Raw genomic sequence first — 22,834 nt, 5'->3', positions numbered from 1 at the left:
GCATATCGTGGGTAGAGGTTACCGCACCCTGCCGGAATGGTGCCCGCCACGTCCGCATTGCGAACATTCGAACCCGTCCCAGCATCCGAACTCTCTATCCCAAACCTCGGGCGAGGGCGGCGAAATTCCCCATCTGAGCTGCGATTTACGCCACAGGGAGCGATTTCTTCCCACCATCCGGCAGGCCACCGCCAGGTCTCGCACCCGCCCCGCCCCATCGCTCCCGCTCACCCCTCCAGCCATCTTCTCCTCGCTGTTCACCTACGCCCTCTTCTTCCCGTTGACCTCCAGCGCCGGGCCGGGGCGGAACCACACGGGATGCCGGGATGACACAACCCGCCGGAAGCCGGCGACCGGGCGGGTCCGCCTGCCCGACGCACAGCAGAGACCGCCCCGCGCCCTCGATAGGGTTGCACCATGGAGCGGGTCGGTGCGGAGCGTGACGGTGCAGGTCAGGACCGGACGGAGCGGGAGGGCCTGGAGCGCCTGCTCGACGCCGCGGGCGCGGACAGCAGGCGGCTGCGGCACCTCCTGGCGCTCCTGTGCGACGGCCAGTGGTGGACGCTGCCGGACCTGGTGAGGGCCGGGGCCACATCGAGGCGCACCATCGAGACCCTGCTCCGCGAGCTCCACCTGGAGCAGGACGGAGACCGCTTCCGGGTGCCGCTCACCCACACCCCCGACTATCAGGACCTCCTCGCCGTGGCGCCCCCGCCCGAGGACCCGGTGGGCCACATGGTCCCCCATTACGCCCACGTGCTGGAACGCCTCACCGCACTCATCGCCGGCGCCCCACACGCCCGTCACGTGCTCGACCACGTCTCCGCCACGCCGGACACCGTGCTGCGACGCGCACTCCTGCTCGGCGCCCGCTTCTGGCTCCCGGGCACGCGCCTGCTGTGCGTCGGTGACCACGACCTCACCTCGCTGGCCGTCAAACTCGTCCACCCGGAGACGGACGTGACCGTGGTGGACCTCGACGAGCGCATCCTCGCCTACATCGACGACCAGGACCTGGGCGTCCGCACCCGCTGGGCCGACCTGCGCCTCGGCCTGCCGGCCTCGGCCAGGGACCATGACCTGGCGCTCACCGATCCCCCGTACACGCCGGAGGGCATCGGCCTGTTCGTGGCACGCGCCGTGGAGGGCTTGACCGACAATGGGCGGGTGTTGCTGGCGTACGGGGCGAGCGAGCGCACCCCGATGCTGGCCTTCAAGGTGCAGCAAGCCCTGTCCGAGCTCAACCTGACGTACGAGGCGATTTACCCCGATTTCAATCGCTATTTCGGCGCTGAAGCCATCGGCTCTGCCGCTGACCTGTACGTTCTGCGCCCCACCACCAAGACGCGCCCGGCCGTGACATCCCGCCTGAGCCGCCTGACGACCGCTATCTACACTCAGGGCCCGCAGTCCGTCGAAGCCGCCCAGACCACCCCCTCAGCCCCGCAGAAGGCCCATCCAGCCTCTCCGCCCATCCCTGACCTGCCGCCGGACTTCGACGCGGACCTGCTGGTAGGCGACTGGCCGAAAGATCTGAGCCAACCCCGGGTCAAGCTTTCGACCTGGCTGGCCAAGCCCTACGCGGCCGCCGTCGACCGCGTGGCGATCGCCGTACCACCCGGTCTGGAGGCCGCGCTCCCCCGCCTGCTCCTGGCCACCCGTGCCGCCCACGTACGCGTCCTCGGGACCTCCCTCCCGCCCGTCCCCGACGTGCTGGCCACCGTCTACAAGCTCAGCGCCGGCCTCGGTTCACTCGACGCCGTACGCCTCCCGGCACCGGAGGGCGACGCACCAGGCGTGCTGCGCAGGATCCTGGACAACGGCCACGCCAAGCTGGCCAACACGTGGCGGGAGGGGCTCATCGCGGTGGCCCGCATGCAGGGCACGACGCTCACCAAGAACGAGGCCCGCATTCTCATCCGCGAGGCCGCCCCGTGGTCGGACGGCCTCACCCCGCTGGAAGCCCCGCTCCACCGCCTGGCCACCCTCCCACATGCGGTCGCAGCGACGATCTCGGCCCTCACCACGACAACCTGAGAACGCTCACCACGCCCCGGCGAGTGTCGTCAGGTGGCGGCGACGATCCGCCCTTGGACCACACGCCCGAGTCCGTCCAGCGCGACGAGGGCGGCCACCAGCTCCTGCGCGGGCACCGGGCCGCCGACCCAGCTCACCGTCACGTAATGGCCCATGGCACGGGCCTGAGCACGGCTGCCGGCGGCCTCGAACATGATGCCCTGCCGTACGAAGCCATCCTTGCCCAGCGCCGCCACCAGCGCATCGGCCGCCCGCCCGTCGCTCAGGTTGAAGATGACGAACTGGCCCGCCACCGCACTCCCCCTGTACGTGCCCTGCAGCGCTTGCGTGCACCCCAGGGCGGAGGTGCCCCAGAGGACCTCGTCACAGTCAGTGAACTCCTGCGTGGAGTCCAGGTGCATGGTGCCCAGGGTCTGGGTGGCGGGGGTGAAGACCTCTTGCCTGGTCAGCGGCTCGGAGTCGTTCTGCCGGGTGTCGACGGCCGTGTAGAAGGCGGACGTGGACTCGCTGTGGAACGCGGTCGGCCGGGGATCGTCACGCCGCAACCACAGCCACCCGACCACGGCGATGACCACCACGTTGGCGACCACGACGGAGATGACGACACGTCGGGACATCAGCCGACCGCTCCCCTGCAGCTGACAACATTACGGACCCCCATGGCTCGGCGGGGCGTCGGGACACCGGTGTGACGGCCGCTTGGCCGAGCGGACATGAGACCGCGGACACCTGCCTGGGCGGCCATCAGGAGGACGGTCCCGTGATGGAGACGACACGGCGGTACACGGCCTTCTCGGCCCCGCGCAGGGCCAGCGCGAGTGAGACGAAGTCGTCCTTGGGGCCGGGCTCGGTGCCGTCGATCCTGCCGAGCCACACCAGGCCGACGTAGTGGCCGAGGGCGTAACCGCCCGCCTCGGAGTGCCCGCCTGCGGGGAAGGCGCCCTTGGACGAGGTCAGGGGACGTGCCCAGCCGCCGCGGTAAAGCGTCTTCAACGACTCGACCAGCTCGGCGGCCGACTGGCCGTCTTTCAGGTTGAGCAGGGTGTACTGGCCGACGTAGCGGCCGTCGGAGCTGGCGTAGAGTCCGCGCGCGACCTGGGTGCATCCGGCCTCCGACACCCGTTCGATAAGGTTCTCGCCCCACAGCGCGGCCGCGCAGTCGGTGTCGAGCTGCTTGGCGACGAGCTTGAGCTTGAGCTTCTTGGTCACCGCCAGCTCGCTCTGCGCGAACACCTCCTTCTCCGTGAGCGCCCGGCCGTCCTTGGCCCTGTCGGCGAGGGGGTCGAACAGCTTGGGTGAGCCCCACCCGCGAAACACCTGCGGCAACGCGGTGTCAGACTCCGGCACGGCGCCGGCCTGCCGTTCGGGCGAGTAGTCGCCGATCGACCCGGCGATGGCCACCAGGCCGGCCCCGCTCGCCAGCACGCCGACGACCGTGGCGATGATGACGAGCAGCCGCTGCCGCTCCGGGCGGAGACCCCAGTCGGTGAGCAACGGGAACTGCCAATCGGAGCGTGGGGTACGCCGCCTCTTGCGGGACACGGCCACACCGGGCCCCTCATCGGCGCTCCTCGCTGATCGGCCACCGGCCTCGATACCGGACATCAACGGGCCGTCATCGTCCCCGACGTCAGCCAGCCGACCACCATCGCCCCTGCCCGCCGCCGACCAGCCGCCGTCAGCACCAGCCGACCGGCCGCCGTCAGCACCACGAGACCGGGACCGGCCGCCGTCGGCGAAATGATCCGCCGGCGGCCCACCATCGCCGAAACCGGCCGCGACCTGACGACCTTCACCCGTCGACAACCGGCCACCCTCACCGGCGCCCGCCGACGACCGGCCGCCCTCACTGAAGCTCGCCGACGACCGGCTGCCTTCACCGAAACCCGCCGACGACCGGCCGCGCCTGCCGGCGCGGTACGACGACCGACGGCCCTCGCCCGCATCCCCCAGCGACGCACCGCTCTCGCCACCCGAGGCGGCGGGGTAACCGCGCTGATCGGCATTTGTCGCCGTCCCGCTGCGGGCAGCCGCGGCTCGTTCACCGCGGTCAGCGCTGGTCGTCGAATGGCGGCCACCGACCGGCGCCCCACCGCCATGCCCGACCGGCGCTGCGCTGCCATATCCCGCCGCCGTTGGCAGGGGCCCGGCGACCGCAGCGTTGCCGAACCCGCCCGCCGCCTGCTCAAAGCCACCGGCAGCGCCCCCATGCGCACCCGCCGACCAGCTGCCGTAATCACCACCCGAACGGCCGCCACCAGCCTGGCCGCCACCGTCCATGCCCGTTCCCGAACGGCCACCACCACCCGGCGCACCGCCGCCGAGCGCACTACCCCCCGGAACGCTCCCGCTGAGGCCCGCCTCGTCCGTCCCTGGTGCCGGGTGGCCTCCCTTAGGACGGGATCCGGCTCGTCTGCGGGCCATCACAGCCCCGTCGCCCCGATCAGACTGCCCACGCCAAAGGTGACTCCAGCCGCCACTCCGCCCACCACGAGCTGACGCAGCCCCGAATACCACCAGCTGCGCGCCGTGATGGCCGACACCATCGCACCCGCCGCGAACAGCGCCACGCAGGACACCACTGCCGACACCACCAGCCCCTCGGCCCCGAACACGTACGGCAGCAGCGGGAGCACCGCGCCCACCGCGAAGGCCAGGAACGACGACACCGCGGCCACCATCGGCGACGGCAGCTCACCGGGGACGACGCCGAGCTCGGTGCGGGTGTGGACCTCCAGCGCCCGGTCCGGGTTCTGGGAGATCTGCCTGGCCACCTCGGCGGCCAGTCCCGGCTCCACACCCTTGTCGACGAAGGTCTGAGCCAGCTCGGCCCGCTCGTCGTCGGGGTGGCGGTCGAGCTCGCGCCGCTCGACGGCGATCTCGGCCTGGGCGAGCTCACGCTGGCTGGCCACCGAGACGTATTCGCCGCCCGCCATGGACAGGGCCCCGGCGGCCAGTCCGGCGACGCCGCCGAGGGCGATGACCTTGGTGTTCGCGGTGCCGCCCGCGACACCCGCGATGAGCGCGAAGTTCGACACCAAGCCGTCCATCGCGCCGAACACCGAGGGCCGCAACCAGCCCCCGGTGACGTCGCGATGCTGGTGGTGGGCCTCCGCGCGGCCACTCATCGCGAATTCTTCTCCTTGCTCACGGCTTCAGGTCGGTCGGCAGGCTCGGCTTCGGCAGGCTCGGCTTCGGCGCGGTCTGCAGCGGCGGTGTTCGTGTCCGAAGGGTCGGAAGTGTCCGCGTCCGACACCTCCGAGGCGTCCGAGGATCCGGGGGCGTCGTCGTCGGACCGGCCGTCCTCCGTCCCGCTGACCTCAGCCTCACCGGCCCCGGGCGTGTCGTCGCCCCGCGTGCCGCTCTCGTCCGCCCCGGTCTCAACCGCGGCGTCAGCCGTTGCCTTGCTCCCGTCCTCCCCGGTCGCGTCCGCGGCATCATCGCTCCGCTCGGCCGCCTCCGCGGCACCGGGGTCGCCGTCCCCGGTGGCGGGGTTGCTGTCCCCGGTGGCGGGGTCGCTGTCCCCGGTGGCGGGGTCGCTGTCCCCGGTGGCGGGGTTGCTGTCCCCGGTGGCGGGGTCGCTGTCCCCGGTGGTCGTGTCCGGGGAGTCGGCGTCGGCCTGGTCGGCCGGGTGTGCCGGATCCGCCTCGGTGGCGGACGGTGGCACGACGACCTCCACGCCCTGCTTGTTCCTGGTCGCCCAGAAGTAGACCAACGCCCCGACGAACAACACGATCGACGTCCACTGGTTGATCCGCAGCCCGAGGAACGTCACCGCGTGGTCCACCCCGCCGACCGGGTCGATGCGCAGCCCCTCGATCCAGAAGCGGCCCAGCGTGTAGCCGGCGACGTAGAGGGCGAACAGCCGCCCGTGGTGCAGCGCGAACCGCCGGCCCGCGAAGATGAGCGCGAAGCCGAGCGCCACGTCCCAGATCGACTCGTACAGGAAGGTCGGGTGGTAGAGCACGCCGGGCTCTCCCCCGTGGGCGGCGTCGATCTCCAGGCCCCACGGCAGCGTGGTCGGCGAGCCGTAGAGCTCCTGGTTGAACCAGTTGCCCCACCGGCCGATGCCTTGCGCGAAGGCGATGCCGGGCGCGACCGTGTCGGCCATCGCGCTGAAGGAGATGCCGCGCCTGCGCACGGCCAGCCAGACGCCGAGGCCGCCGAGCGCGACCGCGCCCCAGATGCCGAGGCCGCCCTCCCAGATGAACAGCGCCTGGTAGGGCTCCTTGATCGCACGGCTGCCGAAGTAGGTCTGCCAGTCCGTGATGACGTGATAGAGGCGTCCGCCGATGAGGCCGAAGATGACCGCGGGGACGGCGATGTCGACGATCGTCCCCTTCTGGCCGCCGCGGGCGCGCCAGCGCCGCTCGCTCAACCAGACGGCGACGACAACGCCGAGCACGATGCACAGCGCATAAGCCCGGATCGGGATGATTCCGAGATACCAGACCCCCTCAGAGGGGCTGGGAATCGAGGCAAGGGGCATGTCAGGTGAGGGTAGCGGAAGCGAGGCTACTTAGCCGCCTTCGTAATCTGTTCGCGCAGTTGCTGCGGGCTGAAGACTACCGCATTGTCCATTTCCGTTCCGTTCAACTTCACCGTCGGCGTATGGGTCAGCTTCTGCTCCTTCATGATCTTCTCACTGTACGACAGCTGTGCCTGCGCGTGCTTGCCCGACGTGACGCACTGCTGGAAGTCCGGCGCGGTCACCCCGGCCTCCTTGCCCCACTGCACGAGCTCGTCGTTCTTGAAGCCTTCGGCGGTCTCGGACGGCTGGTTCGCGAAGAGCAGTCCGTGGAAGGCCATCCACTGCTTGCCGTCCGCGATGCAGCGGGCGGCGTTGCCCGCGCGTACGGAGTTGGACTTGGTCGGCTCCTGAGAGAAGATCGTGATGGGGTGGTAGACGACCTTGGCCTTGCCCTCGGCGGCGAGGTTCTTGAACGTCTGCCCGCTGACCCGCTCGGCCTCCTTGCAGGCCGGGCACTGGAAGTCCTCGTAGATGTCGACGACGGGCTTCGTGACGCCGTTCTGGGCCATCACGACGCTGCCGTCGGGCTGCACGGCGATCGGCGCGAGCCCTGCCGCGGCCTCCTCCGGGGTCGAGGTGGTGGCCGCGTACAACCAGCCGAGCCCGACCGCGGCCACCGCGACCACGCCGGCGGTCACGTACGTCACGATTCGCCGGCGCTTGTCGCGCGCCCGTGCGGCGGCCTGCTGCTCCTTGATCTTCTCGCGCGCGGACCGCGTCTTCGAACCCTTGCTCATCGGTCGTCCTCCTCGTCGTCTGCACTGTCGCCCCCCAGGCCGAGGGCTCCGTCGAGCGCGAAGCGGCCCGGCGGGAAACGGACGATCCAGGCGCCGAGCAACACGAGGCCGAAGTCACGCAGGATGTCGAGCAGGTAGGTGGGCTCCTGCCCCTTCCCCAGCTGGCCGCCGCCGCCGAAACAGCCGCAGTCGATCCGCAGGCCGTTCGCCCACGCCCAGGCGATGCCGAACACGAACGCGAACATGAGCAGCCCCGCGATCACGGCGGCCACCCTGGTCAGCAGACCGACGACCAGCAGCACGCCCACGACGATCTCCAGAATCGGCAGGATGTAGCCCACCGGGACGGCGATCGACTCGGGCAGCAGCTGGTAAGCCTTGACCGCCACGACGGAGTCCGACGGGTTGCCGATCTTGAGCGCGCCCGCTGCGATCAACACTCCGCCGAGAACGAGCCGTGCGACGGTCGTCACCCAGGGTATCGCTCTCCTGGCGTTGTGTGATGGTTGCGACGCGGCCACGGGTCACTCTCCTCTGCCTCTGTGCCGGGAGGCGCACAGTATCGGGTTCCATCCGATCATGCCGGGGATAAGCGGCAGCTAAGCGGCTTTTCTATGCCCTGAGCTGGGCTTTCGCGGGGAGATGCCCGGGTTCAGCCGCAGGTGAGCCTGGCCTCTCCCCAGTCGGCGTGGTCGTTGCCGTTCCCGTCGCCCGCGTCGTCGGCCACGAGGTCGACGTACCGGGCGCCGGCCAGATCGGCGACGAGCTCGTAGGCCGGGTCGGCGGCCCGCAGCACTGGGCTGCGCGCCCGCTCCACGCCGTCGGCCATCACGCCGAACCGCACCGACCCCCGCGTGGCCTGCACGTCGTCCACGCCGACGAACGCAATGAACGCCGAGCACCGCCCGTTCAGGTAGAAGCGGATCTTGGCGGGGGCATGCGTGCCGAGGCCCTTGGCGAAGGTCCGCCCGCCGATGACGAGAGGTCCGCCGTCGGCCTCGCCGGTGTCGCCGTTGGACCGGTCACGCTCGACAGGCCCCCAGCCGTTGCCGGCGCTGACCCATTCCAGATCGCTGGCGTAGGCGTCGGCCCGGGGAGGCGGCGGCAGGGTCCGTACGCGTGCCGAGGTCGTCAGCGTCCTGGCCGCGCCGCTCACCGTGTAGGACACGGCGGCCTTCAGGTCGTAGAAGCCGTAGGGGGCGTCGGCGGGCGGGGTGACCTTCCACGTCGTGGTGAGCCGGCCGCCGGGCTCGACGGTCCCGGTCCCGTCGCCGGCGACGGCCCAGCCCTGCGGTGCCTCCAGCGTCACCCGCGTCTCTGTCGCCGCCGCGTCCTCCCGGTTGGTGAACACGGTGGTGACCTCGTTCGCGGCGCCCTGCTCGAACGCCGCCGAGGCGGGCGTCAGCTCCAGCGACCCACAAGCTGGCGCGTCCTGCGCGGGCCCGAGGTCGGTGACGGAGAAGTCGTCCAGGACGAAGTCGGCCCCGGCCTGCTCGGGCCGGAGCGAGCGCAGCCCGACCCACACGTCGCCGCAGCCGCCGACCACCCGCTCGGTGAAGGTGGCCGTGGTCCGCCGCTCGGGGATCGGCGTGCGCCGCGTCTCGACGCTCGCGCCGCCCGCGTCGTAGCCGGTCACCCACTGGTACGTGTCCGCCTGCGCGTTCTGGTAGGCGAACGACACCTCGTAGGCGCGCCCGGGCTCGAATCGCGCGGTCCAGGGCAGCGTGCGGTAGATCAGCCCCTGCCGCTCCTCGTGGGCCTTGAGCGACCAGTCGCCGTTCAGCACGTCGTCGACCGCCTTGCCGTTCCACCCGGCCTGCGTGTACGGGTCATGCCGCTCGGCCAGGTGGGTGCGCGCGTCGAACGACCCGCCCGCGTCCCCCTTCACGAACGGCCCCCACCCGGGCTCGGCCGACTCGAACGTCTCGACCCGGCCCGGCGGCTCCCGCAGGAACACCCGCACGTCGTCCACCCGCACGTCCCCGGCCGCGTCGGCGGCCGTGATCCGCAGCGTGGCCGCCTGGCCTGCAGCCGTGAACGTGACCTTGACCCGCTGGAAGAAGGTGTCGTGCTTCTCGTCCGAGGCGATGTAGTTCTTGGCCGTGGACCGGTCGGTCGTCACCGCCGCCCCACCCGCCTCCAGCGTGGTCGCACGCGTCTTACCCGGCTCGACCTCGACGAACGCTGACGCGGTGTACGTCCGGCCCGGCTCCAGACCCGTCAGCCGCTGCTCAAGCCGCGCCTGGGCGCCGCCGGCCAGCCGGGCCACCCGATGGCCCAGCCCGTTCCTCTCGACGCTCACAGGCCCGCTGACACGCCATCCGTCGAGGCGGTCAGAGTTGAAGCCGGGGTCGCGCACGCCGCTGCCCTGTCCCCACCCGGGATCGGGCAGCTTGGGCGCCTTGCCCGGGTAGAGCACGTACGGCACGCCGGCCTCGGCCCGCAGCGTGATCTTCCCGCCCGCCGGGGTGACCGTGCCCGCGGGGACGCGGCCCTGGTCGGTGAGCTTGTAGACGGTCATCGGCCGGTCGGCGTCCCACGTGGTCTCGCCGCCCGCCGGGTTGTAGTGGTAGTGCTTGCCCTGCCACGGCAGCAGGTACGTGCCGCCGTCGAGCACCTTGCGCCCGCCCGCGAACCACTCCCGCCGGCCGCTGCGGTTCGTGCCGCGCACGCCGCCGGTGAAGACGATCTCGTCGGCGTTCCAGTCCATGATCTTGTGGTGCTGCAGGAACTTGGCCGGCAGGTTGTGCTCCCAGATGTTGCGGAAGAAGGCGGTGAAGTCGTTCTCCGCCGTCCAGCCCTCGAACTCGACGATGCGGGCGTTGCCGAGGATCGGGTGCGCGTTCCAGACGTCCTTCTCGTCGTTGCGGATGAACCGGATGATCTGGGAGTTCAGCCCTTTGTTGGTGACCCCGCCGTAGTTGAGGTCGTTGGCCCAGTGTGCCCACAGCGACGACCGCTCCAGTTTGTCCGACCATTCCGTGGTGACCTGCCAGCCTTGCGCGCGCAGCTCCGCGAGCGTGCGGTCGGCGACCCAGCCGAACGGCCGGAACACGTCCACGTACAGCACCGCGAGGTTCCTGTCGGTCTCCTCGCGCAGCTGCGCGAACCTTCGGGCGAGCGTCCCCCTGGTGAGGTCGCCGCGCTGGTCGATCAGGTACGCCTGGTCGAGCCAGTTCCAGCCCTTGGCGTCCTTGTCGACGAGCTGCTCGCTGAAGCTCTTGGCCTCAGGGTAGGACTCGGTGGCGTTGACGTGCACGCCGAACGTGGCGTTCCAGCCCTTGCCGCTCTTGAGCAGCGTGTTGAGGTCCTTCAGGCCGCCGGCGCGGCGGTTGTAGTTGCCGCCGTAGTCGGGGTGCGCCGCGTCGTGCCCTTCGGACTGGTAGCCCTTGAGCAGTGCCAGCTGGCCGAGCCCGTCGGTGGCCAGCGAGATCCGCTTGACGTCGTCGAGCGTGCGCAGGAACGGGTGCGTGGCCTGGCTGGAGAAGTTGAACGGGATGTGGATCGCCACCCGATCCCTGGTGCGCTCCGCGCCGAGCGCCTTGACGCCGATGTCCCGGAAGGCGACCGCGCCGTCCTGCCAGTCCAGCGTTCCGTCGCCGTTGGCGTCAGGGGTGACCACGACCTTGGCCCAGGGCGGTTCCTCGGCGAACGGCGAGCCCGCCGCCCGGTACGTCCACTGCCCGCTCCACACGCCCACCGTGACCGTCCCGGCCGCGTCCTTCCTGGCCTGGTGCCAGAACCTGGCGGCGTCCCGGTCGGTGACGCCCGAGGGGCGGTCATAAGTGGAGTTCGACTCGATCGCCGCGGCCAGCCGGTCGGTGTTCACGATCGCGTACGTCGCCCCGACCGGGGCCGCATCGGGCGCGGTGTCCCCGGTGACCTGGGCGAACACGTCCGCGGTGCGGGTCGAGTTCGGGTCGAGCCTGGTGAACGCGGTGGCGGCGCCCGGCTGCGCGCTCGAGACCGACACCAGGTCGTGGCCGGGCAGGTCGATCGTGCCGACGCGGAACTCCTCGCTGTCGGCCACCGAGTCGATCCTGAACGTCGTCACCCGGCCCTTGACGCCGATGCTCGCTCCCAGCGCGACACCTGGCAGGTCGGGGAAGGTCAGCCGGTAGCGGGCGGTCGCGCCGTCGTTCCCGGACAGCGCCACGGCGGCGGTGCGCGGCTGGCCGTTCAGCACGACGGCGGGCACGCCGGCGCTGCCGCCGAGCCTCGCGCCGCTCGCCACGTCGGTGTAGCGCAGGACGCGCGGGAAGGCCGGGTCCAGCTCCACGCGTATGTCCGCCGACGCGATCGTGATCGGCTCGGCCACCCGGGCAGGCGTGGGCGACACGTTCTGCGCCGTGGGGCGGGGCGGCGGCGGGCCGGTCGGCGAGGAGTCAGGGGATGGCAGCTCGTACGTGGGCGACGGAGCCGGCGGGTCGGTGGGGGCGGCCATGGCCGTGGCCGCGAGTGCGAGGGCTGCTAAGACAACGGGACCTTGACGCATAGGTGTCCTTCCGGGTCATGCGTCACACCGTTCGGGAGCCCCGATCATCACCCGGCACAGCGCCGCCCGCCAAGAACCTACGCGCCAGATCTTTGCGCTATCTGACAAAATTGGTCAAGCGCGACACCGAGGGGAGTCGCGCTGCGCAAACCTCAGCGGCGCATGCCTTGGGCCATGTCCTTGGCCAGCACGGCGATCGACTCTCGCCCTGCGGCCTCGTCGGGTGCGTCCAGGATGCGCCGGATGAACGCCGACCCCACGATGACCCCGTCGGCGTAGGCCGCCACCTCGGCCGCCTGCGCGCCCGTGCCCACTCCGAGGCCCACGCACACCGGCAGATCCGTGTGCGCTCGCGTCCGCTTGACCAGGCCTTCAGCGGCGACGTTGACGCTCTCCCTGGCGCCCGTGACCCCCATCAGCGACGCCGCGTACACGAAGCCGGTGCAGCAGTCGACGACGGCCTTGATGCGGTCCTCCGTCGAGCTGGGCGCCACCAGGAACACGGTGTCGATGCCGGCGCTCGCCGAGGCGGCGCGCCACGGCTCGGACTCCTCGGGCGTCAGGTCGGGCGTGATCGTGCCCACCCCGCCGGCGTTGGCCAGGTCGCGGGCGAAGCGCTCGGCGCCGTATTTGTCGACCGGGTTCCAGTAGGTCATGACCAGCGTGGCGGCGCCGGTGGCGGCCACGCCCTCGACCGTGCGCATGACGTCGGCGATGCGCGTGCCGTTGGTCAGCGACCTGTGCACCGCGTCCTGGATCGTCGGCCCGTCCATGAGCGGGTCGGAGTAGGGCAGGCCGATCTCGATGACGTCGCAGCCGGCCTCCACCAGGGCCGCGGCGGCGGCGACGTCGCCTCCCTTGGAGGGGAAGCCCGCGGGCAGGTAGCCGACGAGCGCGGCCCGGTTGTCCGCCTTCGCCTTGGCGAACACCGTCTGAAGAGTCGTCATGTCTGTCCGTTCCAAAGGTCTAGTCCCACCATGATGCCCCGCCGTCACGCCGGCCCGAAATCCTCCGCGCCGCCGCGCCGCCGCGCCGGCGGGCGTGCGATCCGGCCCGGAGAGCGGCCATCCCGGCCGCCGCCGGTCCCTCGCCCCCGCCGTACGTGCGGCAAGGCCATTCGGGGGTGAGCTCCTCTGCTGAGGGCGGGTGGGATGTGGCGATCCTCGCCCGCCGGTCTTGCCACGATGAGGAGCGAGCGCGGACTGGCGCGGGCCCGCTAGAGGTTGAAGTATTTCATCGCCGTGCCCATGTCCTTGTCGCCGCGCCCGGAGAGGTTGACCAGGAGGGTGGCCTCCGGGCCGAGCTCGCGCCCGAGCCGCAGCGCTCCCGCCAGGGCGTGGGAGGACTCGATGGCGGGGATGATGCCCTCGGTCCTGGCCAGCAGCGAGAAGGCGGCCATCGCCTCGTCGTCGGTGACGCCGTGGTAGGTCGCGCGTCCCGAGTCCTTGAGCCAGGCGTGCTCGGGGCCGACGCCCGGGTAGTCGAGCCCGGCCGAGATGGAGTGGGACTCGATGGTCTGGCCCTCGTCGTCCTGCAGCACGTAGGTGCGCGAGCCGTGCAGCACGCCGACCGAGCCGGCGGTGAGCGTGAGCGCGTGCTCGCCGCTGTCCAGGCCGTGCCCGGCGGCCTCGTAGCCGTGCAGCTGGACGGCCTCGTCGCCGAGGAACGCGTGGAAGATGCCGATCGCGTTGCTGCCGCCGCCGACGGCCGCGCACACCGCGTCGGGCAGCTTGCCGGTCAGCTCCAGCATCTGGCGGCGGGCCTCGACGCCGATGATGCGGGCGAAGTCGCGCACGATCTCGGGGAACGGGTGCGGCCCCGCCACCGTGCCGAACAGGTAGTGGGTGGTGTCGACGTTGGTCACCCAGTCGCGGAACGCCTCGTTGATGGCGTCCTTCAGGGTCTGCGAGCCGTTCGTCACCGGAACCACGGTGGCGCCGAGCAGCTTCATCCTGGCCACGTTGAGCGCCTGGCGCTCGCAGTCGACGGCGCCCATGTAGATGACGCACTCCAGGCCGAGCAGGGCCGCGGCGGTGGCGGTGGCCACGCCGTGCTGGCCTGCGCCGGTCTCGGCGATCACCCGCTTCTTGCCCAGCCGCTTGGTCAGCAGCGCCTGGCCGAGCACATTGTTGATCTTGTGGGCGCCGGTGTGGGTGAGGTCCTCGCGCTTGAGGATGATCCTGGCGCCGCCGGCCTGCTCACTGAAGCGCGGCACGTCGGTCAGCGTGGTGGGCCGGCCCGCGTAAGTCCGCAGCAGGTGGTCGAACTCGCGGAGGAACTCCGGGTCGCTCTTGGCCTTGTCGTAGACCGCGGCCACCTCGTCCAGCGCCGGGATGAGCGCCTCGGGCACGAACCGGCCGCCGAAGATGCCGAACTTGCCGTGCACGTCGGGGTCGTCCCCGTGCGCGCCGTTGCCCGCCAGGTCCGCGGCGGTCAGGATGGTGCCTTCGTTTGCCACTGCTATCCCTCTGCTGAGTGGTCGGGGCGCGTCGACGGATGAGCGCCGGCGGTCACCAGCGCCTCCACTGCCTTGCGCGGGTCCTTGCCGGTGACCAGACTCTCCCCCACCAGGACGGCGTCGGCGCCGCCCCTGGCGTAGGCGAGCAGGTCGTGCGGGCCGCGGACGCCCGACTCGGCGATCTTGATCACATTATCGGGGATCTTCGGCGCCAGCTTCGCGAAGACATCGCGGTCGACCTCGAGCGTCTTCAGGTTGCGGGCGTTGACCCCGATGACCCGGGCGCCGGCGGCGACCGCCCGCTCGAGCTCCTCCTCGGTGTGCACCTCTACGAGAGGGGTGAGCCCGATCGACTCGGACCGCTCGATCAGCGACACCAGGGCCTCCTGCTCCAGGCAGACGACCATCAGCAGCGCCAGGTCGGCGCCGTGGGCCCTGGCCTCCCACAGCTGGTAAGAGGTCAGGATGAAGTCTTTGCGCAGGATCGGGATGTCGACCCTGGCGCGGACCGCGGCCAGGTCGTCGAGACTGCCGCCGAACTTGCGGCGCTCGGTCAGCACGCTGATGACGTGCGCGCCGCCGGCTTCGTAGTCGGCCGCCAGCGCGGCGGGGTCGGCGATCGCGGCCAGCGCGCCCTTGGACGGGCTCGAGCGCTTGACCTCGGCGATCACCGAGATCCTGTCACCCCCGAGCGCGGCCATCGCGTCTCTGGGCGGCTGCGCCCGCTCGGCCCGCTGCTTGAGCTCGTCCATGGACACGGCCTGCTGGCGTGCGGCGAGGTCGGCGCGCACCCCGTCGAGGATGTCGTCGAGGACACTCGGTCCTTCCGTCCGCTCACTCACGCGCTGGGGTCCCTCCGGTCGACTGTGGGGGTGGCTGAGAGCGCGAAGGGAGCGGAGCTCCCGAGCTGATAGGACATCGCGTCGCGTCCGCTCTCCGCCTGTCCTGCGATGGTATCGGCCTCTGTGGGGTCGCCTCACCACAGGGGGCAGGACTAGGGGGCGAGGAACGCCCCGAACGGCAGGTTACGGACGACCCAGTAGACCATGACGACCCCGAGGAAGGCCCACAGCCACGCCGGATGGGCCAGCGTCGTGCGCCTGGGCCTGCCCTGCCAGGCGCGCACCACCCACCTGCCCCACCAGAACAGCAGGAACGGGATCATCACCACCGCGAGCGGGTTGAGCCCGAGCGCCGCCACCGGGTCGAGGTGGGCCAGGGCGTGAATGGTGCGCAGCGTGCCGCAGCCCGGGCAGTAGAGGCCGGTCAGCCACAGGAAGGGGCACGTCGGGTAGTGGCCGGGCTCGTTGGGGTCGACCGCGCCCACGAACGCGAACACGGCGCCCGCCCCGGCCGCAACACCGAGCGGCGCCAGCAGGCCCTTGAGCCGGTCGGTGCCGTGCCGCTCGGTCGTTGCGATGCCCATGGTTTCAGTATCCGCCTTCCCTGGATGCCGATCGTCCCGTACGGGGGCCTAGTAGGAGCCGGACGGCATGCTCGAGGCGGCGATGACGAACACCACGACATAGAAGATGATGATCAGCACCCACCAGATGGCGCCGGCGATCAGGCTCCATTTCCACCACTTCTTGGCCTCCTCGGAGGCCTGCACGGATCCCTGGTAGTCGCCGGCCTGCCACTTCGAGTTGACCTGCGACGACTTGACGATCGACACGATGCCGAGCGGCAGACAGCAGAACAGCGTGGTGAGGATGGCAGGGACCAGGTGGTTGTCCGGCGGCTGCTGCCCGCCGTAGCCGCCACCACTGGGCGGCTGCTGGCCGTACCCGCCGCCGTAGCCGCCACCACTCGGGGGCTGCTGGCCGTAGCCGCCGCCGTAACCGCCGCCGCTGGGCGGCTGCTGGCCGTAGCCACCGCCACCGCTGGGCGGCTGCTGGCCGTAGCCGCCACCGCCACTGGGGGGCTGCTGGCCGTAACCGCCGCCGGGCGGCTGCGAGCCGTAGCCGCCATCGCCCTGGTTACCGTAGGTCATCCTATGACTCCTCAATTCGTCATCGTTGTGGCGAGTGCGCGGCAGCCTAGCGAGAAACCATCTCCTACGTGGAGCAACATCCAATTTGGGGACAATTCGTAATCGGACCGCAAGCAGCCCGTCACGGTCCGGCTACGCAACTGACCGTTACTCGTCAGTAGCCGGCAGAGGATGAGGCGGCTGCGCTGAGGCCGAGCAGGGACAGCCACAGGCCGCCGAAAATGATCCAGCACAGGGCCCACAACACGACCGTGATGTACGACGTCACCAGGCCCGCCACCGCCATCCCCTGGCCCTCCTCGCCCGTGCGCTTGATCTTGTTGAGCGCGATGTGGCCGAGGATCACACCCGGGAGACTGGTCAATCCACAGAAAATCAGGCCGATGATGCCCAGGACGAGCGAGGCCACCGCCATGCCGTTGGTCGACCTGGGCTGCTGCGGCGGGCCATAGGGGTTGTAGCCGTAGCCCCCGGGCTGCTGGCCGAACCCGCCGCTGGGCGGCATCTGGCCGTAGCCGAGCGGCTCCTGCGGATAGCTGGGCGGCTGCTGCCCATATCCGCCGTAACCACCACCGCTCGGAGGCTGCTGCCCATAGCCGCCGCTATTCGGAGGCTGCTGCCCATATCCGCCACCGCTCGAGGGCTGCTGACCGTACCCGCCGCCGTATCCGCCACTGCTCGGCGGCTGCTGGCCGTATCCGCCCCCGCCATAGCCCCCGCCGCCGGGCGGCTGCTGGCCATATCCTCCGCCGGGCGGCTGCGCGCCATAACCGCCGTTTCCGCCCTGATCCCCGTAGCTCATGCGCCTGGCTCCTAGTGTTCGTGGCGAATTGCAACGGCAGCTTATTGAGGAACGACGGCCAGGCCGACCGAGGTTTCAGAACAGTGGATAGTTCGTAACATTGGGCCTTGCGGCGGCTAACGGGTGGGGTCGTCTCCCCGGTCGAGGGCGTCCCAGAGCGCCTTGTCGTCGTGCGCCGGCGCGGCGGAGCTCGCGCCGCTCTCGCCCGTGCGGGTTCCGCCGCGCTCGTAACGGGCGGACATACCCGCCCACCTGCCGCCGCGCGCGATCGCGACGGCTCCCCCGGCGATCATCAGGGCCGCTCCGGCGCCCGCCACGACGGGCCAGAGCGGGGCGATCTCCCAGGGCAGGTGCCCGAGCGAGGAGCGCAGCGCGTTGTGCTCGTGGACCCAGCCGGTCACGGTGGCGCCGTCGAGCGCCGTCCACGTGCCCCAGGCCGCGCCGGCGCCGCACAGGGCCAGCAGGACGCCGACGGCGCGGCGGCCCACGCCCTTGGTCGCCAGCACGGCCACCACGCCGGCCAGCCCGGCCAGCACCACGGGTGTCAGGACAGGGCTGAGGTCGCCGCCGGTGGGGGCCGTCGCCGCCGGGTGTGCGACCCGCGCCCACTCCCGCCCGGCGGCCAGCAGCACCAGCAGGCAACCCAGGACGGTCAGCGCCAGCCAGGCCCAGAGCTCCCTGCGGTTGGAATCCATAAAAGGCGCCTAGCCGATCGCGGTCTCGAGCTGGTCGGCGTCGAAGCAGGTGCGCTCGCCCGTGTGGCAGGCGGCGCCGACCTGGTCGACCTTGACGAGCACGGTGTCGCCGTCGCAGTCGAGGGCCACCGACTTGACGTGCTGGACGTGCCCGGAGGTGTCTCCCTTCACCCAGAACTCGCCGCGGCTGCGCGACCAGTAGGTGGCCCTGCCGGTGGTGAGCGTCCGATGCAGCGCCTCGTCGTTCATCCAGGCCAGCATGAGCACCTCGCCGGTGTCGTATTGCTGGGCGACGGCGGCGACGAGGCCGTCGGCGTTGCGCTTCAACCGTGCGGCGATCTTGGGGTCGAGGGACATGGCATCCATTCAACCAGCCCCTTCAACCGGCCCCTTCAACCGGCGCCGCCTCGTGCCTCAGGCCAGGGCCTGGGAGAGGGTGTCGTAGATCGGGAAGAGGGGGGCCAGGTTGGTCCTGCGCAGCCGCCGCAGCACCTGGCCGTCCGGCGCGACCAGCGCCATGCTGCCGTCACGCGCGCGCAGGTCGGCCAGCTGGCGCACGAGGACCCCGAGCCCCGTCGTGTCGATGAACGTCAGCGCGGACAGATCCACCACCAGCCGGGGTCCGTGGGTCTCCACCGCCTCGCCGAGGCACCGCCGGACCCGGGACGCGTTGTCGACGTCCACCTCTCCCGCCAGGCTGACCACCACGAGCTCGCCATGTCGGCGTCGCGTCATCTCCAGCACATCCACACTCATGCTCCTCATGCCCCCTGCCCACGCCGGGCGCTCCTGCCCGTGGGCGGCCCCGGCCGAAAAGGTACACCGATCAGCGTCACATCACGGTGGGTTTTGCAGAGAATGCACTACGTAATGGCGTGGCGAGGGGTATTTTCTTCGGCGACGCGTGCTAGGGGGAGGTGCCGCCATGCACGTCGCGGGGTCCGTTCTCGGCCCGGATCCGGGTGGTCACGTCCGCCTGCCGTTCGCCGGGCGGGCGAGGTGCGGCTCACATGTGTAAGCCGATGTGCAGGCAGGTGTGGTGCGCGAGCATCGCGCGCGGGCGGGTCACATTCTTGCGCAGGGCGGTCGCCGAGCACGCCGCCTCCGAGGGGATGACGGGGCGACGTCTGGAGGACTTCGTGCTGGCGGCCAACGAGATCACCACCAATGCGGTGGTGCACGGCGGCGGGCACGGGCGGTTGCGGCTGTGGGCGTACGGCGGGCGGCTGTGGTGCGAGGTGAGCGACGAGGGGCCGGGGTTGCCGCCGGGATGGCTGGGCGACATGAGCCCGCCCGCGTGGTTCGAGGGCCGCGGGCGGGGATTGTGGCTGACGCGGATGTTGTGCGATCACATCACGATCGTGTCGGGGCCCCAGGGGACGACCGTGACATTCGCCGCCGTCTGCGAATGATCGTCACGAGTGGGCGGCGGAGATCCAGGAGGCGTGCAGGTCGGCGTACACGCCCGGCTCGTTCACCAGCTCGGCGTGCGCGCCGCGCTGCACCAGGCGGCCCGCGTCGAACACCAGCACCTCGTCGGCGTTCTCGGCCGTGGACAGGCGGTGGGCGATCGAGATGGCGGTACGGCCGCGGGTCACGCCTTCGAGCGCGCGGGCCAGCCGTACCTCCGTGGCCGGGTCCACCGCCGAGGTGGCCTCGTCCAGCAGGAGCAGGTCGGGGTCGGCGAGGTAGGCGCGGGCCAGGGCGACGAGCTGGCGCTCGCCCGCCGACATCGACTCGCCCCGCTGGCCGACGGGCGTGTCCAGGCCGGTCGGCAGACCCTCGAGCCAGTCCGCCAGGCCCAGCTCGGTCAGCGCGAGCTCGATCTCCGCGCGGGTGGCCTCCGGCCTGCCGTAGCGGATGTTCTCCTCCAGCGTCCCGTCGAACAGGAACCCGTCCTGCGGCACCATGACGATGCGCTCGCGCAGCGAGGAGAAGCGCACGTCGCGCAGGTCGTGGCCGTCGATCGTGACCCGTCCCGAGGCCGGGTCCATCAACCGCGTCAGGAGCTTGGCGAACGTGGTCTTGCCCGAGCCGGTCTCCCCCACCACCGCGATGCGGGAGCGGGGCGGGATCTCGAGCGTGACCTCGCGCAGCACGGGCGGGCCTGCGGGGTAGGAGAAGTGCACCTCCTCGAAGGCGACGGAGATGGGGCCGCGCGGCAGCTCCACGCCCTCCTCACCGGGGTCGGCCACGTCGGCCGGCGTGTCCAGCACGCCGAGGATGCGCCGCCAGCCGGCGACGGCGTTCTGGGCCTCGTTGAGGACCTCGGTGGCGGTCTGCAGCGGCGACACGAACAGCGTGACCAGGAACAGGAACGCCACCAGCTCGCCCTGCGTGATGTCGCCCGACAGGCCCAGCCGCACACCGAGCAGCACGATGCCGGCGATGGCGACGGCGGCCACGATCTCGGTCAGCGGGAACACGAAACCGACGATGGTCTGTGCCCTGACCTGGGCGGACCTGTTGGCGTTCACGGCCTTGCCGATCCGCTCGGCGGTACGCCGCTCCGACGCGTAGGCCCGGATGACCGCGGCGCCGACGACGGACTCGCTGATCGCGGCGAGCATGTCGCCGGTGCGCTCGCGCACCACCGTGTACGCCCGCGACAGCAGCCGCTGGAAGCGCGGCAGGGCGATCATCAGCGGGATGAAGCACGCCCAGACCACGAGCGTCAGCTGCCAGGAATAGACGAACATCAGCACGGTCGCCACCAGCAGCTGCCCGAACGCCACGATGATCATCAGTCCACCCCATTGCATGAAGGTGCTGATCTGATCGATGTCGTTGGTGACGCGTGAGACCAGGGCGCCGCGGCGCTCGGTGTTCTGGGTGAGCACCGACAGGTCGTGCACGTGCCTGAAGCCGCGGACGCGCAAGGTCGCCAGGGACGACTCGGTGGCCTTGTAGAGGCGGACGTTCATGACGTAGCCGGCGAGCGCCGTGAGCACGACGGCCGCCGCACACACGAGGACGGCCGCGGTGATGTACGAGATGTCCGGGGCGCCGCCCTTGAGCCCCGTGTCGATCGTCTGCTGGACCGCGATCGGCACGATGATCTTGCCCACGGTCGCGATGACGGCCAGGACCATCGTGCCCGCGAGTCCCTTCCGGAACTCGGGCGTCAGCGACAGGCCCGTGCGGATGGTGGCCAGCGCCGAGCGGCCGGAGTCGCGCTGGATGCTCTGCGTCGTCATGCGCTGACTCCCTCTTCCTCTCCCGCCAGCACGTCTTCCTCTCCCTTGAGGATCTTTTCGTCTTCGGTCTGGATGTCGATGGCGGCGCGCTCGGCTTCCTCGCGCTCGTAGGCGGTCACCAGGTTGCGGTAGCCCGGGCAGCGGGCCAGCAGCACCTCGTGCGGCCCGCGGTCCACGACACGGCCGTGGTCGAGGTAGACGACCTCGTCGGCCAGCGCGATCGTGGCCAGGCGGTAGGCGACGACCACAACGGTGGACGCCTCGGCGGCGTCCCGGAGCCCGTACAGGATCCTGGCCTCGACCTGGGGGTCGACGCTGGAGGTCGCGTCGTCGAGCACGAGCAGGCGGGGCCGGCGCACGATCGCGCGGGCCAGGGCCAGGCGCTGACGCTGTCCGCCGGACAGGGTCGCGCCGCGCTCACCGACGCGGGTGCCGAGGCCGTCGGGCAGCCTGGCGACGAAGCCGTCGGCCTGGGCCAGGCGCAGCGCGGACCACACGTCCTCATCGGCGCTCTCCAGGCCGAGCGCGACATTGCCGCGCACGGTGTCGTCGAACAGGAACGTCTGCTGCGGCACCAGCGCCACCGACGCGGCGACCCCGCCGTACGCCAGCTCCCGCAGGTCGACGCCGTCGAGCACGACCTGTCCCGTGTCGGGATCGACCAGCCGCACGAGCAGCTGCACCAGCGTGGACTTGCCCGATCCGGTGGGCCCGACGAGGGCGATGGTGCGGCCCGCCGGCACGTCGAAGGTGACGTCGTGCAGCACTTCCGCCTCGCCGTAGCGGTAGGACACGCCCCGCACCTCCAGCTCGGCGGGCGCCGGGGAGGTCGTGGCGACATCGCCGTACGCCATGGAGCCGGTCGCCTCCAGGACGGCCTGCACCCGCTCCCAGCCGACGACGCTGCGCGGCAGCTCCGCCAGCACCCACCCGAGCGCCCTGATCGGGAAGGCCAGCAGCGTGAACAGGTAGGCGACCTGGATCAGGTCGCCGGCGACGATGGAGCCCCCGGACAGGCGCAGCGCGCCCACCGCGAGCACCGCCAGCACGCCGATCGTGGGCAGCGCCTCGAGCATCGGGTCGAACAGCCCGCGCACCCGGCCTACGGCGATGTTGGCATCGCGCAGCTCGTGGGCGCGGCGCTGGAATCGCTCGGTCTCCAGGTCCTCCCTGCCGAGGGTCTTGACGACGAGCGCGCCGTCGAAGCTCTCGTGCGCGATCTCGCTGACCTCGGCGCGCAGTTGCTGCGCGCGGGTCGCGAGAGGGCTCAGCTTGCGCTGGTAGACGAGGTTGAGCACGGCGATGGCCGGGAAGATGAGGAAGCCGACGAGCGCGAGCACGAGGTCGGTGAAGAGCATCGCGATCGCCGCCGTGACCAGCATGACGACCACGCCGACGGCCATCGGCAGCGGCGCGAGCGGCGCCCAGGCCGCCTCGGCGTCGGCGCTGGCGTTGGACAGCAGCTGCCCGGTGGGGTGCCGGTGGTGCCAGGACAGCGGCAGCCGCAGATACTGCTGGGTGACGTCCCTGCGCGACCTGGCCTGCATGCGATATTGCATGATCCCGGCCAGGATGCGGCGGCCCGCCACGCCGAACGCCTTCAGCAGTGCCGTGCCGATGATGAGGAGCACCCCGGTCCACAGCGCCCCCGTGGCCGCCCGGCCCTCGGCGAACGAGGGCAGCAGCACATGCTGCGTGGCCCAGCCGAGCGCCCAGGCCGAGGCCACGGTCATGCCGCCATAGACGGCGCTGGCCAGCACGGCCAGCGTGAAGACCGCCTTCTCGGTGCGAACGGCCACCCCAAGGACCCGTAGTCCTTGGCGCATCACGGCCGAGGTGACCTTGCTCGCCACTCGGTAGGCTCCCCTTCAGCTGACGTCTGTACGCAA

The 22,834-nt window shown here is 71.1% G+C and carries 21 protein-coding genes; 2 read left to right on the top strand and 19 right to left on the bottom strand.

The features are described 5' to 3' along the window. Positions 1 to 417 precede the first annotated feature (417 nt). Entirely contained in the window at positions 418 to 2,037 is a 1,620-nt protein-coding gene (locus ACTWQA_RS26545) for a bis-aminopropyl spermidine synthase family protein (protein ID WP_443161796.1), read from the top strand. A 29-nt stretch (positions 2,038 to 2,066) separates the two neighbouring features. Here ACTWQA_RS26545 and ACTWQA_RS26540 read toward each other — a convergent pair whose 3' ends face one another. The 17 genes from ACTWQA_RS26540 to ACTWQA_RS26460 form a co-directional block, all read right to left on the bottom strand. Beyond that, entirely contained in the window at positions 2,067 to 2,654 is a 588-nt protein-coding gene (locus ACTWQA_RS26540; RefSeq protein WP_443161795.1) for a hypothetical protein, read from the bottom strand. Positions 2,655 to 2,781: 127 nt separating this feature from the next. Beyond that, positions 2,782 to 3,579 (bottom strand): hypothetical protein, encoded by a 798-nt coding sequence (locus ACTWQA_RS26535; RefSeq protein WP_443161794.1) that lies wholly within the window; start codon positions 3,577 to 3,579, stop codon positions 2,782 to 2,784. Positions 3,580 to 3,641: 62 nt separating this feature from the next. Next, the gene (locus ACTWQA_RS26530) at positions 3,642 to 3,833 is read right to left on the bottom strand and encodes a hypothetical protein (RefSeq protein WP_443161793.1); all 192 of its coding nucleotides are present in this window, start codon (positions 3,831 to 3,833) and stop codon (positions 3,642 to 3,644) included. 627 nt (positions 3,834 to 4,460) lie between these two features. Continuing rightward, complete coding sequence (locus ACTWQA_RS26525) at positions 4,461 to 5,165, bottom strand: VIT1/CCC1 transporter family protein (RefSeq protein ID WP_305922035.1); 705 nt, start codon at positions 5,163 to 5,165, stop codon at positions 4,461 to 4,463. Continuing rightward, positions 5,162 to 6,526 (bottom strand): prolipoprotein diacylglyceryl transferase, encoded by a 1,365-nt coding sequence (gene lgt / locus ACTWQA_RS26520; protein WP_443161792.1) that lies wholly within the window; start codon positions 6,524 to 6,526, stop codon positions 5,162 to 5,164. Before lgt ends, ACTWQA_RS26525 begins: the two co-directional genes overlap by 4 nt. Positions 6,527 to 6,552: 26 nt before the next feature. Next, entirely contained in the window at positions 6,553 to 7,305 is a 753-nt protein-coding gene (locus tag ACTWQA_RS26515) for a DsbA family protein (protein ID WP_443161791.1), read from the bottom strand. Then, a complete protein-coding gene (locus tag ACTWQA_RS26510; RefSeq protein WP_305922033.1) occupies positions 7,302 to 7,778 on the bottom strand; it encodes a MauE/DoxX family redox-associated membrane protein in 477 nt (158 codons plus the stop codon). The genes ACTWQA_RS26515 and ACTWQA_RS26510 overlap by 4 nt, the downstream gene beginning before the upstream one ends. A 179-nt stretch (positions 7,779 to 7,957) precedes the next feature. Then, the gene (locus tag ACTWQA_RS26505; RefSeq protein WP_443161790.1) at positions 7,958 to 11,800 is read right to left on the bottom strand and encodes an endo-alpha-N-acetylgalactosaminidase family protein; all 3,843 of its coding nucleotides are present in this window, start codon (positions 11,798 to 11,800) and stop codon (positions 7,958 to 7,960) included. Positions 11,801 to 11,952: 152 nt separating this feature from the next. Further along, on the bottom strand, positions 11,953 to 12,747 hold the full coding sequence (trpA, locus tag ACTWQA_RS26500) for a tryptophan synthase subunit alpha (protein ID WP_327583116.1): 795 nt from the start codon (positions 12,745 to 12,747) through the stop codon (positions 11,953 to 11,955). A gap of 269 nt (positions 12,748 to 13,016) precedes the next feature. Beyond that, positions 13,017 to 14,222, bottom strand: coding sequence for a tryptophan synthase subunit beta (gene trpB / locus ACTWQA_RS26495; RefSeq protein WP_305922231.1), 1,206 nt, complete (start codon positions 14,220 to 14,222; stop codon positions 13,017 to 13,019). 38 nt (positions 14,223 to 14,260) lie between these two features. Continuing rightward, on the bottom strand, positions 14,261 to 15,100 hold the full coding sequence (trpC, locus tag ACTWQA_RS26490) for an indole-3-glycerol phosphate synthase TrpC (RefSeq protein ID WP_443161789.1): 840 nt from the start codon (positions 15,098 to 15,100) through the stop codon (positions 14,261 to 14,263). Positions 15,101 to 15,252: 152 nt separating this feature from the next. Then, the gene (locus tag ACTWQA_RS26485) at positions 15,253 to 15,684 is read right to left on the bottom strand and encodes a DUF2752 domain-containing protein (protein WP_305922029.1); all 432 of its coding nucleotides are present in this window, start codon (positions 15,682 to 15,684) and stop codon (positions 15,253 to 15,255) included. 48 nt (positions 15,685 to 15,732) lie between these two features. Then, entirely contained in the window at positions 15,733 to 16,251 is a 519-nt protein-coding gene (locus ACTWQA_RS26480; RefSeq protein ID WP_305922028.1) for a CD225/dispanin family protein, read from the bottom strand. 154 nt (positions 16,252 to 16,405) lie between these two features. Beyond that, positions 16,406 to 17,053: a DUF4190 domain-containing protein gene (locus ACTWQA_RS26475; RefSeq protein ID WP_305922027.1), complete on the bottom strand. Its 648-nt coding sequence runs from the start codon at positions 17,051 to 17,053 to the stop codon at positions 16,406 to 16,408. 116 nt (positions 17,054 to 17,169) lie between these two features. After that, complete coding sequence (locus ACTWQA_RS26470; RefSeq protein WP_443161788.1) at positions 17,170 to 17,748, bottom strand: Trp biosynthesis-associated membrane protein; 579 nt, start codon at positions 17,746 to 17,748, stop codon at positions 17,170 to 17,172. A gap of 9 nt (positions 17,749 to 17,757) precedes the next feature. Next, the gene (hisI, locus tag ACTWQA_RS26465) at positions 17,758 to 18,114 is read right to left on the bottom strand and encodes a phosphoribosyl-AMP cyclohydrolase (protein WP_443161787.1); all 357 of its coding nucleotides are present in this window, start codon (positions 18,112 to 18,114) and stop codon (positions 17,758 to 17,760) included. A 48-nt stretch (positions 18,115 to 18,162) separates the two neighbouring features. After that, positions 18,163 to 18,504: an STAS domain-containing protein gene (locus ACTWQA_RS26460; protein WP_443161786.1), complete on the bottom strand. Its 342-nt coding sequence runs from the start codon at positions 18,502 to 18,504 to the stop codon at positions 18,163 to 18,165. 254 nt (positions 18,505 to 18,758) lie between these two features. Between ACTWQA_RS26460 and ACTWQA_RS26455 the strand changes: the two genes are divergently transcribed. Continuing rightward, positions 18,759 to 19,160, top strand: coding sequence for an ATP-binding protein (locus ACTWQA_RS26455; RefSeq protein WP_305922023.1), 402 nt, complete (start codon positions 18,759 to 18,761; stop codon positions 19,158 to 19,160). A gap of 3 nt (positions 19,161 to 19,163) precedes the next feature. Here the strand turns inward: ACTWQA_RS26455 and ACTWQA_RS26450 are convergent, their stop codons facing one another. Beyond that, complete coding sequence (locus tag ACTWQA_RS26450; protein WP_443161785.1) at positions 19,164 to 20,945, bottom strand: ABC transporter ATP-binding protein; 1,782 nt, start codon at positions 20,943 to 20,945, stop codon at positions 19,164 to 19,166. Further along, positions 20,942 to 22,771 carry an ABC transporter ATP-binding protein gene (locus tag ACTWQA_RS26445; RefSeq protein WP_443161898.1) on the bottom strand — a complete coding sequence of 610 codons (1,830 nt, stop codon included), beginning with the start codon at positions 22,769 to 22,771 and terminating at the stop codon, positions 20,942 to 20,944. The genes ACTWQA_RS26450 and ACTWQA_RS26445 overlap by 4 nt, the downstream gene beginning before the upstream one ends. Positions 22,772 to 22,834: the final 63 nt, after the last annotated feature.

The organism is Nonomuraea sp. 10N515B (assembly GCF_052245915.1).
Lineage (GTDB): Bacteria > Actinomycetota > Actinomycetes > Streptosporangiales > Streptosporangiaceae > Nonomuraea.
Note: the sequence above shows the minus strand (reverse complement) of the source record. Positions and strands in the feature narration are given on the sequence as shown.

What these genes read in the sequence shown, in the direction of transcription:
- ACTWQA_RS26545 (WP_443161796.1), top strand. Translation starts at nt 418, where the DNA reads ATGGAGCGGGTCGGTGCGGAGCGTGACGGTGCAGGTCAGGACCGGACG.
- ACTWQA_RS26540 (WP_443161795.1), bottom strand. Translation starts at nt 2,654, where the DNA reads ATGTCCCGACGTGTCGTCATCTCCGTCGTGGTCGCCAACGTGGTGGTC.
- ACTWQA_RS26525 (WP_305922035.1), bottom strand. Translation starts at nt 5,165, where the DNA reads ATGAGTGGCCGCGCGGAGGCCCACCACCAGCATCGCGACGTCACCGGG.
- lgt (WP_443161792.1), bottom strand. Translation starts at nt 6,526, where the DNA reads ATGCCCCTTGCCTCGATTCCCAGCCCCTCTGAGGGGGTCTGGTATCTC.
- ACTWQA_RS26515 (WP_443161791.1), bottom strand. Translation starts at nt 7,305, where the DNA reads ATGAGCAAGGGTTCGAAGACGCGGTCCGCGCGCGAGAAGATCAAGGAG.
- ACTWQA_RS26505 (WP_443161790.1), bottom strand. Translation starts at nt 11,800, where the DNA reads ATGCGTCAAGGTCCCGTTGTCTTAGCAGCCCTCGCACTCGCGGCCACG.
- trpA (WP_327583116.1), bottom strand. Translation starts at nt 12,747, where the DNA reads ATGACGACTCTTCAGACGGTGTTCGCCAAGGCGAAGGCGGACAACCGG.
- ACTWQA_RS26485 (WP_305922029.1), bottom strand. Translation starts at nt 15,684, where the DNA reads ATGGGCATCGCAACGACCGAGCGGCACGGCACCGACCGGCTCAAGGGC.
- ACTWQA_RS26480 (WP_305922028.1), bottom strand. Translation starts at nt 16,251, where the DNA reads ATGACCTACGGTAACCAGGGCGATGGCGGCTACGGCTCGCAGCCGCCC.
- ACTWQA_RS26475 (WP_305922027.1), bottom strand. Translation starts at nt 17,053, where the DNA reads ATGAGCTACGGGGATCAGGGCGGAAACGGCGGTTATGGCGCGCAGCCG.
- ACTWQA_RS26470 (WP_443161788.1), bottom strand. Translation starts at nt 17,748, where the DNA reads ATGGATTCCAACCGCAGGGAGCTCTGGGCCTGGCTGGCGCTGACCGTC.
- hisI (WP_443161787.1), bottom strand. Translation starts at nt 18,114, where the DNA reads ATGGATGCCATGTCCCTCGACCCCAAGATCGCCGCACGGTTGAAGCGC.
- ACTWQA_RS26460 (WP_443161786.1), bottom strand. Translation starts at nt 18,504, where the DNA reads ATGAGTGTGGATGTGCTGGAGATGACGCGACGCCGACATGGCGAGCTC.
- ACTWQA_RS26455 (WP_305922023.1), top strand. Translation starts at nt 18,759, where the DNA reads ATGTGTAAGCCGATGTGCAGGCAGGTGTGGTGCGCGAGCATCGCGCGC.
- ACTWQA_RS26450 (WP_443161785.1), bottom strand. Translation starts at nt 20,945, where the DNA reads ATGACGACGCAGAGCATCCAGCGCGACTCCGGCCGCTCGGCGCTGGCC.
- ACTWQA_RS26445 (WP_443161898.1), bottom strand. Translation starts at nt 22,771, where the DNA reads ATGCGCCAAGGACTACGGGTCCTTGGGGTGGCCGTTCGCACCGAGAAG.